This window comes from Bradyrhizobium sp. MI1.11, assembly GCF_055811255.1.
In genome coordinates, this window is the sequence record NZ_JBVVPM010000039.1 from 1 (window position 1) to 16,776 (window position 16,776).

Below are 16,776 nucleotides of genomic sequence, written 5' to 3' on the forward strand. Positions count from 1 at the left end.
GCTGATCCTCCCAGCCGACAGAGAACTGTCACCCATCCATCTGGTCTACTGTGTTACCTATCTATCCGGTCTGGACATCGCGCCACCTTCTCCCGCAAGGGGAGAAGGGAAGAGAGCACCTCAGTTCGCCCCCGCCACCTTCCCTTTGTCGCGCGCTGCCTTAACCACGTCGCGCACCAGATCAAACACACCGTCCGCTTCCGGCGGCCAGTTTGGCGAACGGCCGAGCCGCACGATCACCAGACGTTCCGAGGGAATCATGATCGTGTACTGCCCGATCGTGCCCTTGGCGAAGAAGGCATCACGCGGCCAGCCGTGCTCGACGCGGAAGGTCGCGCCATAGCTGTCGCCCTGGTTGGTCCAGAAGCCGGCGCCGATACCGACCCAGGCATTGGGCGTCGCCGACACCGAATAATTCACCCAGCCCTCGGGCAGGATGCGCTTGCCGCCGGCGACGCCGTCGTTGAGATAGAGCTGGCCGAACCGCGCCCAGTCGCGCGCGGATGCGAGCATCTCGCTCGACCCCTTGATCGTGCCGGCGCCGTCGAGCTGGAGCGTGACGTGGCGCATGCCGAGCGGCACGAACAATTCGCGGTGCGCGAAGGCAAGCGCTCCTTCGGAATTGCCGCCGGCGGCCTTGCGGATCAGATGCGCGAGCATGATGGTGTTGCCATCGTGATAATTCCACACGGTGCCCGGCGCGGTCGCAAGCGGCATGCTCGCGGCATAGGCGGCCATGTCGGCCTCCACGAATTTCATGCGATTGACCGGCTCGAACGCCGAGCCGAGCGAGGCCTGCAGCGAGCTGCCGAGCGCCAGGCCCGCGGTGTGGCGCAGCAATTGATCGAGGGTGATGGCGTGACGCGGATCGTCCGGATTTGTCCAGGCGGCGACCGGTGCGGGCCCGTCCAGCTTCAGTCTGCCCTGGCGCACGAGAATCCCGGTGAGAGCCGAGATCACGGACTTGGTCATGGAGAAGCCGAGCAGCGGCGTCTCCGGTCCGATGCCGTCCGCATAGCGCTCGGCGATGACGCGACCCGATTTCATGACGACGATTGCGCGGGTGCGGCGGAATGGCGGCGATGTCGGCTCAGCGAAGGCGCGATCGAGCGCGGCTGACAGCTCCGGGCTTTGCGGCGACACGATTGCGGGGCCGGCGATCTCGGGCAACAACGCCGGCTGCCTGTCATCAGGCGGCAGCCGGACGTCGGCAATCTCCGCACCGTGCTCAAGCGTGCAGCCGAGGCCCTCGCGATACACGGCATGGCTGCGGCCAATGCCGAACAGCGTCACCGTAACGTCCTTGCGCGCGCGATCGACCTGATAGTCCATCGCCCAGGTGAGCAAACCGGCGCCCGGCATCGCATCAATGGTCTCCGTCAAATTACGCCTGACATCGAGGCCCGAGACAAACGTCTCGGAACAGAGCACGTCGGCGATGAAGCCGGTGGCGACCTTGGGCACGTCATGGGCGCGAACCGCGCCGAGCGCGAGGCCGGCAAAGACGATGGTGGCGGTGAGAAGGACAATCTTGCGGCGGGTCACGGGCTTGCTCCGGCTTGAGGCGTGTGCCGGAGACGAAGCGGCATTCACGCGATGCCCGCTCGCCGAATTTGGAAAACGGCGTAGCTGGAAACCGCGAGACGCTCGCCGATTCTGAGATACTCTAGATATTTCAGTGCACTAAGGCCTAGACAGCATTCACCTTGAGCCGCCGGTATTCCGTCGGCGTCACGCCGGTCACGGCCTTGAAGGCGCGGTTGAAAGGGCCGAGCGACTGGAAGCCAGAGTCCATCGCGATGGTGATGACGGGGACCTCGGCCTGAGCGGGATCGGCCAGCGCGGCCTTGGCCTCCTCGATCCGGTGGTTGTTCAGGAACACATTGAAATTTCGGTAGCCGAGCCCCTGGTTGATCAGCCGACGGAGCCGGTATTCGGGAATTTTCAGCCGGCCCGCGAGCACGCCGATGCTGATGTTCTCCTGGCGATAGATCCGCTCGTGCGCCATCAGCCGCATCAGGGCGTCGATCAGCTTTTGGTCGGCGGCGTCCTCGCCCACAGGCTGGCTCGCCGCGATCGCCGGCGCAGCCTCCGCGGCGGCCGGAAACAGGTCGGCGCCGTCGACCCGCATCATCGCATAGACGATGGCCACAACGATGCCGGCGAGCACGCCGGCGTTGACGGTGTTGGCGACATCGCCGACCTCGCTGCCGGCGACAAGGATCTGGAGCAGCGCGTTCAATCCGCCATAGAGCGCGGCAGCACAGACGATGAAGATGCGAACACGGCGGCGGCGCTCGACCAGATCGGCCGACCATGAGCCGATCGTCTGCATGATCGCGAGCGCAATGAAGCCGAGCACAATCAGGTTCACCGCGGTGACGGCGAACCGGACATGCCCGCCGGGTGCGATCCAGAGACAACTGACGAAGCTGAACGCTGTCACCAACCCCCAGGTCAATCCGTGCCACCGGCGCAGGCGAAACTCATCGTCGAACAATGCGCGCGTGAACAGCCAGAACACCACGATATTGCCGGTCGACACTGCGATCAGCGGCGCATGCCATGCCGGGACCAGCGATGAAGTTCCGACGGAATAGCTCACAGCATGCGCGGCCGAGCCGAGCGCAAAGGCCGCACCGAGCCGGGCTGCCAGCACATTGCGGAAATCCGAGAGCAATGACGCTGCCAGCACCAGCAGCAGCGCCACGGCGGCGGCGCGAAAGGCGAGCTCGGTTGCGGCAAGGGTCATCGGGTGATGCGATGGGTCGCGGTTGACATCAGCCAAACATCCTTCGTCAGGCGTATGTTTTCAAGCACCATCCGCACCACAGCTGTCATCGTCCGGCTTGACCGGACGATCCAGTACGCCGAGACGGCAGTGATCGAACCGATAGGCCGCGGCGTACTGGATCGCCCGCTTTCGCGGGCGATGACGGCGGAGTGTGTGGCCCAGGCTTAGCCGCGACGGCCGCACGAAATCCTGCTACGATTTAGCTCGAAAAAGCCAAAAGGAGCCCTACCATGAGCTGGCAACCCTCGAACGATCCCGTGCTCGGCGATCCCATGTCCTGCGATGCGCTCGATCTCGTCATCGTGCCGCGCACGCGCGATCTCGGCGACGGCTTCGCGGTGCGGCGCGCGCTGCCGCACGGCAAGCGGCAGATGGTCGGACCCTTCATCTTCTTCGATCATTTCGGGCCGGTGCAATTCGTCTCCGGCAAGGGCATGGACGTACGGCCGCACCCGCATATCGGGCTTGCTACCGTCACCTATCTGTTCGACGGCGCGATCATGCATCGCGACAGCGAGGGCAACATCCAGGAGATCCAGCCCGGCGCGATGAATTTGATGACAGCCGGCCGCGGCATCGCGCATTCCGAGCGCACGCCGGATGTGCAGCGCGCCTCGGGGCAGAAGATGCTGGGCCTGCAAAGCTGGATCGCGCTGCCGGCCGGATCGGAAGAGATCGCACCGTCGTTCCAGCACTACGGCGCGGGTGACCTGCCGATGGTCTCCGAGCGCGACTTCACCGCGAAGGTGATCGCGGGCTCGGCCTTCGGCGTCACCTCGCCTGTTTCGATGGTGTCGCCCTGGTTCTATACCGAGGTCACGGCGGTCGCGGGCGCGATCGTGCCGCTCGATCCCGATCACGAGGAGCGCGCCATCTACGTCGTCGATGGCGAGGTCGAGATCGCGAACGAGCGCTATGAGGGGCCGCGACTGCTAATCTTCCGTCCGGGCGACCGCATCACGGTGAGGGCGCTCAAGGCCACGCGGATGATGTTTCTGGGCGGCGACGCCCTGGAGGGCCCGCGCCACATCTGGTGGAATTTCGTCTCCTCCAGCAAGGAGCGGATCGAGCAGGCCAAGCAGGACTGGAAAACCGGCCGCTTCGCCGCAGTTCCGCAGGAACATGAGTTCATTCCGCTGCCGGAATAGGCTATCCCGGTTTCCGGTCGCGCGATCAGGCGCGGCCGGATGTCCTGTCGCAAGGCCTTGCTCCGAAAGTTCTGCCGATGACCGCCATGCTCTCCAGCGACCTGCCCCTGCCTAAGATCGGGCGCGGCAAGGTGCGCGATATCTACGCCGTCGACGACGACCGCCTGCTGCTCGTCACCACCGACCGCATCAGCGCCTTCGACGTCGTGATGGGCGAGACCATTCCGATGAAGGGCGCGGTGCTGACGCAAATCAGTGCCTTCTGGTTTGGCGAGCTCGAAGGCGTGGTGCCGCATCACATGATCAGCGCCGACACCGACGAGATCATCGCCGCCGTGCCGGCCTTGAAGCCGCATCGCGCCGAAATTCTCGGCCGCGCCATGCTGTGCCGCCGCACCACGGTATTTCCGATCGAATGCGTGATCCGCGGTTATCTCTCGGGCTCGGCCTGGAAGGAATATGCGGCAAGCGGGACGCTGGCCGGCGAGAAGCTGAAAGCAGGCCTTGTCGAAAGCGAGAAGCTGGAGCCTTCGATCTTCAGCCCGGCGACCAAGGCCGAGACCGGCCATGACGAGAACATCACCATCGCGAAGATGCGCGAGGTCGTCGGCGACGAGACGGCCTACACGCTCGAGAGCATGACGCGCGCGATCTACACGCTCGGCGAGGAGCTCGCCCGCGAGCAGGGCATCATCATCGCCGACACCAAGTTCGAATTCGGCCGTGACAAGGACGGCCGCATCATCCTGATCGACGAAGTCATGACGCCGGACTCCTCGCGATTCTGGGCCGTCGACGCCTACAAGCCCGGCCAGCCGCAGGCGAGCTTCGACAAGCAGCCGCTGCGCGACTATCTCGACGTCGAACGCCGCGCCGGCCGCTGGAATGGCGACGCCCCGCCGCCGCCTTTGCCCGCAAGCGTGGTGGACGCGACCAGCAAGCGATATCTGGAAGCATACCGCCGGGTGACGGGGAGTGAGCTGAAGATTTAGCTCGGCTGTTTCGTCCCGCTCCGTCATTGCCCGCCGGCTCGATGCCTCCCGGCGTCGTCCTGGCGAAAGCCAGGACCCATACCGCGAGGTCTATCGCGTGCGTTCGGTGCAAATCCCGAACGCACAGTCTTCGCCAAACTGCTCCCTGGGGTAATGGGTCCGGGCTTTCGCCAGGACGACGCCGAATGGTAGGCGCCTCGGTTTCTTCCATCCGGCTTGCAAGAATCCTGTTGCGCCAGGCTCGCAGTCGTCTACCTCTCGGAGGGGAATATTCACGAGCGAGTGTCACGGCGTGACAGATCCAGCGATTGGCTTCACTCCGTCGACCGGGCTTACTCCGGCCCTCAAGCGCGCGCTGAATGATATATTGGGCGGGAGCGCCGCCAGCGTCCTGACCGTCACATTCGGACTGTCCTACTCGCTGCTGATCTTCGCGGGGCCGTTGTCGCCCTATCTGTCCTACGGCATCACGGCAACCTTCGTCAGCTCTGCGGTGCTTGCGGCCGTCGTCGCGCTCGGCAGCTCCCTGCCCTTCGCGATTGCAGCCCCCGACAGCTCGACCGCGGCGGTGACGGGTATCCTGGCGGCCTCCGTGGTCGAACGCATCGAGACGGCGAACCTGCCAGCGCCGTTGCTGTCACCGGTCCTGATCACGCTCGGCCTGTCGACGATGCTGACAGGATTGGTGCTGTGTGGACTGGGCCTGACCCGGCTTGGCCGCGCCATCCGCTACGTGCCTTATCCGGTGGTCGGCGGCTTCCTCGGCGCAACCGGACTTCTCATCGTCATGGGTGCGGTCCGGGTGATCACCGACCATCCCCTGCAATTCGCGACACTGTCGCACTTCGCCAACCGTACCATCCTGCTGGAGCTGGGTGCCGCCTGCGCGATGGCCCTGGTGCTGTATCTCACCTGGCACCGCTCGCGCAGCCCGTTCGGACTGCCGATCATCCTGGTCGGCGGCGTGCTCACCGCGTACCTGGCGTTCTGGATCACCGGCGTTTCCTTCGATGACGCGCACACATTGGGCTGGACCTTTCAGGCTCCGCCGCAAGCGGCCTTCATGCTGCCCTGGCACAGCGACGATCTCGCCCGCTATCCCTGGTTTGCCATCCCGGACCTGCTTGGCAATGTCGTCGCCGTCTTCTTCGTCACCGCCTCGAGCACGCTGTTCAACACCACCGGCATCGAGGTGGCCACGCATCGCGAAGCCAATCTGGAATCTGAGCTGAACGTCACCGGCGCCGCCAATATCCTGACCGGCATGCTGGGCGGCTATCCCGGCTGCAGCTCGACCAGCCGCTCGATGCTTAATTTCTCCAGCGGCGGCCGCGGGCGCCTGTCCGGCCTCACGGCCGCAGCGCTGTCGCTGCTGGTGCTCGCCGTCGCACCCGAGCTGCTTGGCTTCATCCCCAAATTCGTGCTCGGCGGCCTGTTGCTCTATCTCGGCGCCGACCAGCTGCACAAATGGATCGTCGAGTCGCGCAAGCGGCTGTCGAAGCTGGAATATCTGTCGCTGATCACCATCATCGCGATCATCGTCGCCTGGGGTTTTGTGCCGGGCATCCTGATCGGCGTCATCATCGGCTGCGCGACGTTTGCGTTCAGCGCCGCACGGGTGGAGTCGATCAAGTACAGTTTCGACGGCTCGGAGTACCGCTCCTCGCTCGACCGCTCGCGCGACGATCAGGACGTGCTGCTGGCCCATGGCGGCAAGATCCAGGGCCTCAATCTCCAGAGCTATCTGTTCTTCGGCTCGGCCAACCGGCTCTACCAGCACGTCAAGCGGCTGCTTCAGGAGCGCCCCGAATGTCGCTATCTGCTGTTCGACTTCAAGCTCGTCACCGGCGTCGATTCATCGGCTGCCTATAGCTTCGCCCAGATCAAGCGCAGCGCTGGCGAACTCGGCGTCGAGCTGATCCTGGTGCATCTGTCGGCTGCGGCCGAGAAGGTGCTGCGCTCCAGCGACTTCGTCGGCGAGGGCGTCACCATCATCCCCGAGCTCGATCGCGCGCTGGAATGGTGCGAGAACGAGCTCATCTCGCAGCATCAGGAGCTGGCGCAGGAAGAAGCCAGCCTGCGCGACTGGTTCACGCGAATGCTTGGCAGCGAGGATGGCGCCGACGAACTGATCCGCCGCTGCCAGCGCATCGAGGTCGAAGCCGGCGAGGTCATCGTGCAGGCCGGCGATCCCGCCGATTCCATGCATTTCATCCTCGACGGCCGCGTCGGCATCATGATTCCGGCCGACGGCGACCGAACCACCCGCGTGCGCAGCCTCGGCCGTTACACCACGATCGGCGAGATGGGGCTGGTGTCACAGACACCGCGCAGCGCCACCATCCAGGCCGAAGTCGACAGCGTGCTCTACGTGCTGAATACGCACCAGTTCGACGCGATCAAGGTCGAGGATCCCGCACTCAGCCACAAGCTGCTGACCTATTTCGTTTCGGTGATGGCCGAGCGGCTGACCTTTGCGAACCGGACGATCGCGGTGTTGAGGCGGTGATTAGCGCGTAGCTTCGTCATTGCGAGGAGCTCTTGCGACGAAGCAATCCAGACTGTCTCGGTGGAAAGATTCTGGATTGCTTCGCTTCGCTCGCAATGACGTGGAGGAATGATGGCGAGCCCTTACACCCCCGCCATCATCACGTATTTGATCTCGACATATTCTTCCATGCCGTGATGCGAGCCTTCGCGGCCGAGGCCGCTTTCCTTGACGCCGCCGAAGGGCGCGACTTCGGTGGTGATCAGGCCGGTGTTGACGCCGACCATGCCCGACTCCAGCGCTTCGGCGACGCGCCAGACGCGGCCGAGATCGCGGGAGTAGAAGTAGGAGGCGAGCCCGAACGGCGAGGCGTTGCACATCGCGATCACGTCGGCCTCGTCCTTGAAGCGGATCACCGGCGCGAGCGGGCCGAAGGTTTCCTCTTGCGCCACCAGCGAGTCCGGCTTGACGTCGGAGAGCACCGTCGGCTCGAAGAACGAGCGTCCGAGCTCGCTGCGCTTGCCGCCGGTGACGACCTTGGCGCCGCGCTTCACGGCGTCCGCAATGTGGCGCTCGACCTTGTCGACCGCTTTCAAATTGATCAGCGGGCCTTGCGTGACGCCGGTTTCCGTACCGTCGCCGATCTTCATCGCCGCGACCTTCTTCGACAGCTTCTGCACGAACTCGTCGTAGATCTTGTCCTGGGCGTAGATGCGGTTGGCGCAGACGCAGGTCTGGCCCATGTTACGGTATTTCGAGACGATGGCGCCTTCGACCGCCGCATCGATATCGGCGTCGTCGAACACGATGAACGGCGCGTTGCCGCCGAGCTCGAGGCCGAGCCGCTTCACGCCGACGGAGGCCTGCCGGTAGAGAATCTTGCCGACCGCAGTCGAGCCGGTGAAGCCGACGAAACGCACGGCCGGATGCTCGCACAGCACCTTGCCGATCGGCGCGGCATCGCCGGTGATGATGTTGAACACCCCCTTGGGCACGCCGGCTTTCTCCGCGAGCGCGGCAAGCGCCAGCGCCGACAGCGGCGTTTCATTGGCGGGCTTGAGCACCACGGTGCAGCCGGCCGCAAGCGCCGGCGAAACCTTTCGTGTGATCATCGAGTTCGGGAAATTCCACGGCGTGATCGCGCCGCAGACGCCGATCGGCTGCTTGATCGCGAGCAAGCGCGCATCCGGCCGCTGCGTCGGAATGGTCTCGCCATAGACGCGGCGGGCTTCCTCGGCGAAAAATTCGACATAGGCGCCGCCGATGTCGACCTCGCCGAGCGCTTCACTGAGCGGCTTGCCCTGCTCAGAGGTGAGGATCAGCGCGAGATCCTCGCGATTGGCGATGATCAGCTCGAACCATTTGCGCAAGATATTGGAGCGCTGCTTGGCGGTGTGCTTGGCCCAGCCCGGGAAGGCGCGTTCGGCTGCTTCGACGGCCCTGGTGGCATCATCCGCGGAGAGCTGCGGAACCTTTGCAAGCTCGACGCCGGTGGCGGGATTGTTGACCGCGAAGACCGGCGAGCCGACCCAGGCGCCGTCGATGTAGCAGGCCTCCTTCAGCAGCGACGGGTCCTTCAACCGGTCGCGCAAATTGGACGTGGCGTGCTGGGCACGTGCGGCGGCGGACGGGGTCATGGCGTTGCTCCTGCGGGGCGTTTTGCGGGCTGTTCCGGTTCGGCCGGAATATAGGGAGAAGCGGCGCGCAATGCACCGTCCCGCAACGCACATCTGCTGGGAGCCAGGCTAGGAGCGGCGCGTCCTTACGCCGCGCCGCTCAGATAGGTCTCGCGCCGCCCGATCATGCGCTCGGCGGCCGCCTTGGCGTCGGCCTTGGAGGAGGTCGCGCAGGTCCGGTATTCGAGATCGGGGACGTCGGACGCGTTGCGGCGGCCGAACCAGGACTTCGAGCCGACCGGCAGCAGCGCAAGCGCCTGCGCCAGATTGTCGACCGCGCCGAACGAATAGAGCGCACCGGTGCCGGCGATGCGGACCTCATAGATCCCAGGCGCGATCGGCGCTTCCAGGTTTTCGCCCCGTCCGGCACGGGGATAGCGCTTCCATTCGCTCCAGGTCGAAATCATCTGAGGTCCCCCTGGCGGCCGGTGGGCGGCCGCCAAATTTGCATCAAGTCTTAACGTTTGCCCGCGATTGGGCCCGGTGCTGAACGCCACAACTCACAAAATGTTTCAAGTGCTCGAAAACTTTCGAAACATTTCGCCCAGGCCCATCCAAGGGCACGGCTGGTTGCGGACATCCACCGAAGATTGTGACTGCGTGTTGCGGTTCGGCCTATTGTCGTCCTGCGTGGGTGACGGACCGTCAAGTCACGACATCGCGACCGCGGCAGGTACGCGGATGTGCTTGCCGGGCGGCGGACGCGGGAGGACAATCGATCGCTTCCAACAATAATCAAACCGGAGGAAACGCGTATGCAAGGCAAAGCTGAGATCGATCAGATTCTGCGCCAGAAGAGCGAAGCCGGAGAGATTCCCGGCGTCGTCGCCATTGCTGCCAGCGGTACCGACGTGCTGTATCAGGGCGCGTTCGGCAAACGCGACCTGTCCAAGCCGGATGCGATGACCGCCGACAGCGTGTTCTGGATCGCATCGATGACGAAGGCGGTGACATCAGCGGGCGCGATGCAGCTTGTCGAACAGGGCAAGCTGTCGCTGGATGCGCCGATCGGCGAGGTGTTGCCTGATCTCGCCAAGCCGCAGGTGCTCGAAGGCTTTGACGCCAAGGGCGAGGCCAAGCTGCGGCCGGCCAAGGGGCCGATCACGCTGCGCCAGCTCATGACCCACACGGCAGGCTTCTGCTACAACATGTGGAACGGCGATCTCGCGGTCTATCTGGACAAGAACGGCATCCCCGCCATCACCACCTGCCAGAACGCGGCATTGAAGACGCCTATTATGACCGACCCCGGCACGCGCTGGGAATACGGCACCAATATCGATTTCGTCGGCAAGGCGGTGGAAGCCGTCAGCGGCAAGCGCCTCGATGCCTATCTGCGCGACAATCTGTTCGCACCGCTCGGCATGAGCGATACCGCTTTCAAGATCACCGCCGACATGCGCAAGCGCCTGGTCGGCATGCATGCGCGTGGCGAGGATGGCCAGCTCGCCGCGATCCCGTTCGAGCTCGAACAGGAGCCGGAATTCCATATGGGTGGCGGCGGCCTTTATTCGACCGCGGCCGATTATATCAGGTTTACCCAGATGATCCTCAACAAGGGCCGCGGCAACGGCAATCAGGTGCTGAAGGCCGAGACCATCGCGACGATGGGGCAGAACCACATCGGCGATCTCGCCATGGGCAAGATGACCACGGCGGCGCCGATGTACACCAACGACGTCGACCTCTATCCGGAGCAGGTGAAGAAGTGGGGCCTCAGCTTCATGATCAACACCGCCAAAACGGCTGAGGGCCGCAGCGCGGGCAGCCTCGCCTGGGCGGGCCTCGCCAACACCTATTACTGGATCGACCCGGCGCGCGACGTCACCGGCGTGATCCTGATGCAGCTGCTGCCGTTCGCCGACGCAAAGTGTCTCGAGGCTTTTGCCGGCTTCGAGCGCGGCGTCTATGCCGGGCTCGATGCCGGCAGCGGGCAGAAGGCGGCGTGAGGCGCGCCTGACTCGACGCGTCACGGCCGGGCTTGTTGTCCCGGCCGTCACGCACCTGACTGGAGGACATGATCTTGGCAGACAAAGCCGACAGTTACGTTTGCGGCATCTCCGACACGCCGCTGCTCGGCGACACCATTGGGCGCAGCCTCGATCAGGCCGCGCGACGCTGGAGCGATCGCGAGGCGCTGGTCTCGCCCAGCCACGGCGTGAGGTGGACATGGAGGGAGTTTGCCGAGCGGGTCGACGCGCTCGCCGCCGGCTTTGTCGCGCTCGGTCTCGAACGCGGCGAACGGATCGGCATCTGGTCGCTGAACCGGCCGGAATGGACGCTGACACAATTCGCCGCCGCCAAGGCCGGCCTTATCCTGGTGACGATCAATCCGGCCTACCGGCTGAGCGAGCTGGAATTCGCGCTTCACAAGGTCGGATGCAGCGCCATCGTCACCGCGACGGCGTTCAAGACCAGCAACTACATGGACATGCTCAACACGCTGTTGCCGGAGCTTGCGACCGCCAAGCCCGGGCAATTGCGCGCCGCGCGGCTGCCGGACTTGCGCATCGTGATCCAGATCGGCGGCCCCGCCTGTCCGGGCACGATTCCGTTCGACGAGGTCGCCGGCATGGCCGGACCCCCGCACCGTGAGCAGCTCGCCGCGCTCGGTGCCTCCCTGCAATTCGACGATGCCGTCAACGTCCAGTTCACCAGTGGAACGACGGGATCGCCCAAGGGCGTGACGCTGACCCATCACAACATTCTCAACAACGGCTATTTCGTCGGCCGCGCCATGCGCCTGACCGAAGCGGACCGCATCTGCATTCCGGTGCCGCTCTATCATTGCTTCGGCATGGTGATGGGCAATCTCGCCTCCGTCACGCTCGGCGCGACCATGGTCTATCCCGGCGAGGGGTTTGATCCGCTCGCGACGCTGCGGACGATCGAGCAGGAAAAATGCACCGCGCTGTACGGTGTGCCGACGATGTTCATCGCCGAACTCGACCACAGCGAATTCTCGAACTTCAATCTGACATCGTTGCGCACCGGCATCATGGCCGGTGCACCCTGCCCGATCGAGGTGATGAAGCGCGTCAATAGCGAGATGAACATGGGCGAGGTCACGATCGCCTATGGCATGACCGAGACGAGCCCGGTCAGCTTCCAGAGCGCCGTCGACGATCCGCTCGATCGCCGCGTCTCGACGGTCGGGCGAATCCATCCGCATGTCGAGGTCAAGGTCGTCGATCTCGACGGCAAGATCGTCAAGCGCGGCGAACGGGGCGAGCTCTGCACCCGTGGCTACAGCGTGATGCTGGGCTATTGGGAGGAGCCGGAGAAGACCGCGGATGTGCTCGACGCCAATGGCTGGATGCATACCGGCGACATCGCCATCATCGACGACGAGGGTTATTGCAACATCGTCGGCCGCATCAAGGACATGGTGATCCGCGGCGGCGAGAACCTCTATCCACGCGAGATCGAGGAATTTCTCTATCGGCACCCCAAGATTCAGGACGTGCAGATCTTCGGCGTTGCGGATACCCGCTATGGCGAGGAGCTCTGCGCCTGGATCCGGGTCAGGTCCGGCGAGACGCTGACGATGGAAGAGGTGCGCGCCTTCTGCGACGGCCAGATCGCCCACAACAAGATTCCGCGATACGTGGAATTCGTCGACGAGTTTCCGATGACCGTGACCGGAAAGATCCAGAAATTCCTGATGCGCGACGAGGTGGAGCAACGGCTTGGACTGAAGGCCGCGAAGACTGCGTAGGTTGCCAACTCAATCGTCATTGCGAGCGCAGCGAAGCAATCCAGAATCTTTCCGCAGAGGCAGTCTGGATTGCTTCGTCGCTGCGCTCCTCGCAATGACGGGTGAGAGAGAGAGTCCACCTTAAACCGTCAACCCGCGCTGCTCAGCCAGCTCCTTCAGCGACACCTGCGGACGCGCGCCGATGTGCTGAATCACTTCGGCGGCCGCGAGCGCGCCGAGCTCGCCGCACTGCTTGTAGGGCAGGTTGCGCGCCAGACCGAACAGGAAGCCGGCAGCGAAGAGGTCGCCGGCGCCGGTGGTGTCCACGAGTTTCGCGATCGGAGACGCCGGCGCTGCGACGGCGTCTTCAGCCGAAACCACCATGCAGCCCTTTTCGCTGCGGGTGACCACGCCGAGATTGACGTCGTTGCGCAATTGCTTGAGCGCCGTGTCGAAGTCCGAGGTCTGGTAGAGCGAATGCAGCTCGGACTCGTTGGCGAACACGATATCGACGGTGCCGTTGCGCATCAGCCCCAGGAATTCGTCGCGATAACGATCGACGCAGAAGGAATCCGATAATGTCAGCGCCACCTTGCGCCTGGCATCATGGGCGATCTTGGCCGCCTTGACGAAGGCGTCCTTGGCGTTCTTGGGGTCCCAGAGATAGCCCTCGAGGTAGACGATGCCGGCCGCGGCGATCTCGGCCGGGTCGATGTCGGCGGGCGACAAATCCTGCGCGGCGCCGAGATAGGTGTTCATGGTGCGCTCGCCGTCATCGGTCACCAGGATGTAGGAGCAGCCGGTCGCAGGGCCGTCCTTCGCCGCGGGCGTGTTGAAGGCGACGCCGGCCGCGCGGATGTCGTGGACGTAGAGCTTGCCGATCTGGTCGTCCTTGACCTTGCCGACATAGGCGGCACGCGCGCCAAGGCTGCCGATGCCGACGATGGTGTTGGCAGCCGAACCGCCGGAAACTTCCGTCGCCGGGCCCATGTCCTTGTAGATGGCGGCGGCCCGCGCCTCGTCGATCAGGGACATGCTGCCCTTGGTCATGCCGTGCTTGCCCAGAAAGGCTTCATCGGTCTTGACCAGCACGTCGAACAGCGCGTTGCCGATGCCGAGAACGTCATATTTCACGTCAGCCATTCACCTTGATCCTGTTTGGCGGATTGCGATACCCGCGGAAATCCGCTTCCTGTCGGTCTGAAATCTGGCTCGCGGCCTATCACGGCCGGCCCTCCGCGGGCAAGCAACGGTATTATGCAGTTCCGATGATCCGCTCCTTCCTGACCGTCTCGACGGGGACACTGGCTTCACGGCTGCTGGGCTTTGCACGCGATTCCCTGATCGCGGCGCTGCTCGGCACCGGCGCCGTGGCGGACGCGTTTCTGGCGGCATTTCAGCTCGTCAATGTGGTGCGGCGCCTGCTCAGCGAGGGGGCCTTGAATGCGGCGTTGATCCCGGCCTGGCTGCGCGTTCGTGACAGCGAAGGCGAGGCGGCTGCGGCGGCGTTCGCGGGACGCGTGCTCGGCACGGTGAGCGCGGGCCTGATCGCAATCTCGGTCGTAATTGCACTTCTGATGCCGCTGATCATCATGATCATCGCGCCGGGCTTCGTCGGCAGCGCATCGCTCGATCTCGCCGTCCAGAATGCGCGGCTGATGCTGCCCTATCTCGCCTTCGCGGGACCCGTCACGGTACTGATGGGCCTGCTCAACGCGCAGGGGCGCTTCGCACTCACCGCGTTCTCACCGCTGCTGTTCAACATCGCCTTGATCGCCGCGATCACGCTGCTGCTTGTCTGGCACGTCGATGCCGTCTTTGCCGCGTGGATGCTGGCGGCCACCGTCGGCATCGCCGGCCTGTTGCAGCTGCTGATGCTGCTGTCGCAGCGAAGTGCGCGTCTGGCGGCACCGCTGCGCGTGAGCTTCGACAAGGACATGCGCGGCTTCTTCGCCAAGGCGATCCCGGGCATGATCGCGAGCTCCGGCCCGCAATGGCTGATGGTGGCCGGTGCGATCATCGCCTCCGCCACGCCCGCCGCGGTCTCCTGGCTCTATTTCGCCAACCGCCTGATCGAGCTGCCGCTTGGCATCGTCGGCGTCGCCATGGGTACGGTGCTGGTGCCGGAGCTGACGCGCGCGGTGAGGAACGGCGACCGTGATGCGGTTGCGCATGCGGAATCGCGCGCGCTGGAACTCGCGACCGGGCTGGCATTGCCGGCGGCGCTCGGCCTGATCGTGCTGGCCGAGCCGATCGTGCGGCTGCTATTCGAACACGGCGCCTTTGGCGCGGAGGACAGCGCGGCCACGGCGCGCGCCCTGATGTGGCTGGCGCTGGGCCTGCCGGCTCATGTGCTGATCAAGGCGCTGTCGCCGGCCTATTTTGCCCGCAGCGACACGATGACGCCGCTGCTGGCGACCGTCAAAGGGTTCGTGGTCGCGGTCGCGCTCGCAGTCCTGCTCGGTCACTTCTTCGGCGCAAGCGGGATCGCTGCCAGCATTGCCGCCGGCGCCTGGAGCAGCGCGATCTCGCTGCTTCGGAAAGGCACGCGTGAATTCGGCTTCTCGGTCGATGCCGCCGCCCGCAACCGGCTGCCGCGAATCGTGCTCGCCGCGCTCGTCATGGGCGGCCTGCTATGGCTGACCGCGGGCCTCTTGCCTTCACAGGCCCATGGGCTGATCCGCTTCATTGCGCTGGGATCACAGATCGCCGCCGGAATCGTCGTCTATGGCTTGCTCCTGCAAATCCTCGGCGTCGCGTCCTGGCGCGAGGCGGCCGCTGCCTTGAAGCGCCCCGCCCAGCCCGATCCCGGCGCCTGAGGTCAGCGAAATCCCCTTGACGGGGCAGCGCCGCTGTTGGAAACGACGCCCGATTATCTCCAGGAAAGCTTGCCAGGACAGCTAACCATGCCATTCGTTGAACGGGTTTTTTCGGGCGTCCAGCCGACGGGCAATCTGCACCTCGGCAACTATCTCGGCGCGATCGTCAACTTCGTGAAGATGCAGGAAACCCACAACTGCATCTATTGCGTCGTCGACATGCACGCGATCACGATGGGCATGGACGTCTGGGGCGGCCCGGCCGAGCTCGCGCGCAACACCCGCGAGGTGACTGCGGCGTTCATTGCCAGCGGCATCGATCCCAAGAAGCACATCGTGTTCAACCAAAGCCAGGTCTCGGGCCATGCCGAGCTCGCCTGGATCTTCAACTGCGTCGCGCGCATGGGTTGGCTGAATCGCATGACCCAGTTCAAGGAGAAGGCCGGCAAGGACCGCGAGAACGCCTCGGTCGGGATCTTCGACTATCCCGTGCTGATGGCCGCCGACATCCTGCTGTATCGCGCCACCCACGTTCCGGTCGGCGAGGACCAGAAGCAGCATCTCGAGCTCTCGCGCGACATCGCGCAGAAGTTCAACAATGATTTCGGCGATTCCATCCGCGCGCAGGGCGCCAATGACGGTCTGTTCTTCCCGCTGCCGGAACCCTTGATCACGGGCCCGGCGACGCGCGTGATGAGCTTGCGCGACGGCACCAAGAAGATGTCGAAGTCGGATGCTTCCGACAATTCGCGCATCAACCTGACCGACGATGCCGACACCATCGCGCAGAAGATCCGCAAGGCGAAGACTGATCCGGAACCGCTGCCGTCTGAGGAAAAGGGCCTGGAAGGTCGCCCCGAGGCCGATAATCTCGTCGGCATCTTTGCCGCGCTCTCGGGCCGCGCCAAGGCCGACGTGCTGCGCGAGTTCGGCGGCGGCCAGTTCTCCAGCTTCAAGAACGCGCTGGCGGAGCTGTGCGTGACGAAACTCGCGCCAATCGCCGGCGAGATGAAGCGTCTCGTCGCCGATCCCGACCATATCGACGCGATTTTGAATGATGGTGCCGACCGGGCCCGCGCCATCGCCGACGAAACCATGAAGCTCTCGAAGGACATCGTCGGCTTCATTCGCCCACGTTAAGGCGCGTTCGCGAAACTTGGCC

12 protein-coding genes are annotated in these 16,776 nt (G+C 64.5%); 7 read left to right on the forward strand and 5 right to left on the reverse strand.

What is annotated here, in order from left to right:
* Nucleotides 1-120: 120 nt before the first annotated feature.
* Nucleotides 121-1,545, reverse strand: a complete 1,425-nt coding sequence (locus tag AC0L30_RS29895) for a serine hydrolase domain-containing protein (RefSeq protein WP_473405846.1) — start codon at nucleotides 1,543-1,545, stop codon at nucleotides 121-123.
* 145 nt (nucleotides 1,546-1,690) lie between these two features.
* A complete protein-coding gene (locus tag AC0L30_RS29900) occupies nucleotides 1,691-2,752 on the reverse strand; it encodes a helix-turn-helix domain-containing protein (protein WP_007598284.1) in 1,062 nt (353 codons plus the stop codon).
* A gap of 272 nt (nucleotides 2,753-3,024) precedes the next feature.
* On the opposite strand from AC0L30_RS29900, the gene AC0L30_RS29905 reads away from it, so the two are divergent.
* The 3 genes from AC0L30_RS29905 to AC0L30_RS29915 all read left to right on the forward strand — a co-directional run bounded on the left by AC0L30_RS29905 (nucleotide 3,025) and on the right by AC0L30_RS29915 (nucleotide 7,443).
* Nucleotides 3,025-3,942 (forward strand): pirin family protein, encoded by a 918-nt coding sequence (locus AC0L30_RS29905; RefSeq protein WP_007598296.1) that lies wholly within the window; start codon nucleotides 3,025-3,027, stop codon nucleotides 3,940-3,942.
* Nucleotides 3,943-4,019: 77 nt separating this feature from the next.
* The gene (locus tag AC0L30_RS29910) at nucleotides 4,020-4,934 is read left to right on the forward strand and encodes a phosphoribosylaminoimidazolesuccinocarboxamide synthase (protein ID WP_007598297.1); all 915 of its coding nucleotides are present in this window, start codon (nucleotides 4,020-4,022) and stop codon (nucleotides 4,932-4,934) included.
* 292 nt (nucleotides 4,935-5,226) lie between these two features.
* Nucleotides 5,227-7,443 carry an SLC26A/SulP transporter family protein gene (locus AC0L30_RS29915; protein WP_473405847.1) on the forward strand — a complete coding sequence of 739 codons (2,217 nt, stop codon included), beginning with the start codon at nucleotides 5,227-5,229 and terminating at the stop codon, nucleotides 7,441-7,443.
* A gap of 122 nt (nucleotides 7,444-7,565) precedes the next feature.
* Here AC0L30_RS29915 and AC0L30_RS29920 read toward each other — a convergent pair whose 3' ends face one another.
* Nucleotides 7,566-9,059, reverse strand: coding sequence for an NAD-dependent succinate-semialdehyde dehydrogenase (locus AC0L30_RS29920; RefSeq protein WP_007598299.1), 1,494 nt, complete (start codon nucleotides 9,057-9,059; stop codon nucleotides 7,566-7,568).
* A gap of 125 nt (nucleotides 9,060-9,184) precedes the next feature.
* A complete protein-coding gene (locus AC0L30_RS29925; RefSeq protein ID WP_007598300.1) occupies nucleotides 9,185-9,505 on the reverse strand; it encodes a hypothetical protein in 321 nt (106 codons plus the stop codon).
* Nucleotides 9,506-9,853: 348 nt separating this feature from the next.
* Between AC0L30_RS29925 and AC0L30_RS29930 the strand changes: the two genes are divergently transcribed.
* Together AC0L30_RS29930 and AC0L30_RS29935 are read left to right on the forward strand one after the other, a co-directional pair.
* Nucleotides 9,854-11,047 carry a serine hydrolase domain-containing protein gene (locus AC0L30_RS29930; protein WP_007598301.1) on the forward strand — a complete coding sequence of 398 codons (1,194 nt, stop codon included), beginning with the start codon at nucleotides 9,854-9,856 and terminating at the stop codon, nucleotides 11,045-11,047.
* A gap of 74 nt (nucleotides 11,048-11,121) precedes the next feature.
* Entirely contained in the window at nucleotides 11,122-12,816 is a 1,695-nt protein-coding gene (locus AC0L30_RS29935; protein ID WP_473405848.1) for an AMP-binding protein, read from the forward strand.
* Nucleotides 12,817-12,936: 120 nt separating this feature from the next.
* On the opposite strand, the gene AC0L30_RS29940 is transcribed toward AC0L30_RS29935, so the two are convergent.
* Nucleotides 12,937-13,938 (reverse strand): adenosine kinase, encoded by a 1,002-nt coding sequence (locus tag AC0L30_RS29940; RefSeq protein ID WP_007598303.1) that lies wholly within the window; start codon nucleotides 13,936-13,938, stop codon nucleotides 12,937-12,939.
* A gap of 125 nt (nucleotides 13,939-14,063) precedes the next feature.
* On the opposite strand from AC0L30_RS29940, the gene murJ reads away from it, so the two are divergent.
* Together murJ and trpS are read left to right on the forward strand one after the other, a co-directional pair.
* The gene (gene murJ / locus AC0L30_RS29945; RefSeq protein WP_473405849.1) at nucleotides 14,064-15,614 is read left to right on the forward strand and encodes a murein biosynthesis integral membrane protein MurJ; all 1,551 of its coding nucleotides are present in this window, start codon (nucleotides 14,064-14,066) and stop codon (nucleotides 15,612-15,614) included.
* An 87-nt stretch (nucleotides 15,615-15,701) separates the two neighbouring features.
* The gene (trpS, locus tag AC0L30_RS29950) at nucleotides 15,702-16,754 is read left to right on the forward strand and encodes a tryptophan--tRNA ligase (RefSeq protein WP_473405850.1); all 1,053 of its coding nucleotides are present in this window, start codon (nucleotides 15,702-15,704) and stop codon (nucleotides 16,752-16,754) included.
* Nucleotides 16,755-16,776 lie beyond the last annotated feature (22 nt).

What these genes read in the sequence shown, in the direction of transcription:
- AC0L30_RS29900 (WP_007598284.1), bottom strand. Translation starts at nt 2,752, where the DNA reads ATGACCCTTGCCGCAACCGAGCTCGCCTTTCGCGCCGCCGCCGTGGCG.
- AC0L30_RS29905 (WP_007598296.1), top strand. Translation starts at nt 3,025, where the DNA reads ATGAGCTGGCAACCCTCGAACGATCCCGTGCTCGGCGATCCCATGTCC.
- AC0L30_RS29910 (WP_007598297.1), top strand. Translation starts at nt 4,020, where the DNA reads ATGACCGCCATGCTCTCCAGCGACCTGCCCCTGCCTAAGATCGGGCGC.
- AC0L30_RS29920 (WP_007598299.1), bottom strand. Translation starts at nt 9,059, where the DNA reads ATGACCCCGTCCGCCGCCGCACGTGCCCAGCACGCCACGTCCAATTTG.
- AC0L30_RS29925 (WP_007598300.1), bottom strand. Translation starts at nt 9,505, where the DNA reads ATGATTTCGACCTGGAGCGAATGGAAGCGCTATCCCCGTGCCGGACGG.
- AC0L30_RS29930 (WP_007598301.1), top strand. Translation starts at nt 9,854, where the DNA reads ATGCAAGGCAAAGCTGAGATCGATCAGATTCTGCGCCAGAAGAGCGAA.
- AC0L30_RS29940 (WP_007598303.1), bottom strand. Translation starts at nt 13,938, where the DNA reads ATGGCTGACGTGAAATATGACGTTCTCGGCATCGGCAACGCGCTGTTC.
- murJ (WP_473405849.1), top strand. Translation starts at nt 14,064, where the DNA reads ATGATCCGCTCCTTCCTGACCGTCTCGACGGGGACACTGGCTTCACGG.
- trpS (WP_473405850.1), top strand. Translation starts at nt 15,702, where the DNA reads ATGCCATTCGTTGAACGGGTTTTTTCGGGCGTCCAGCCGACGGGCAAT.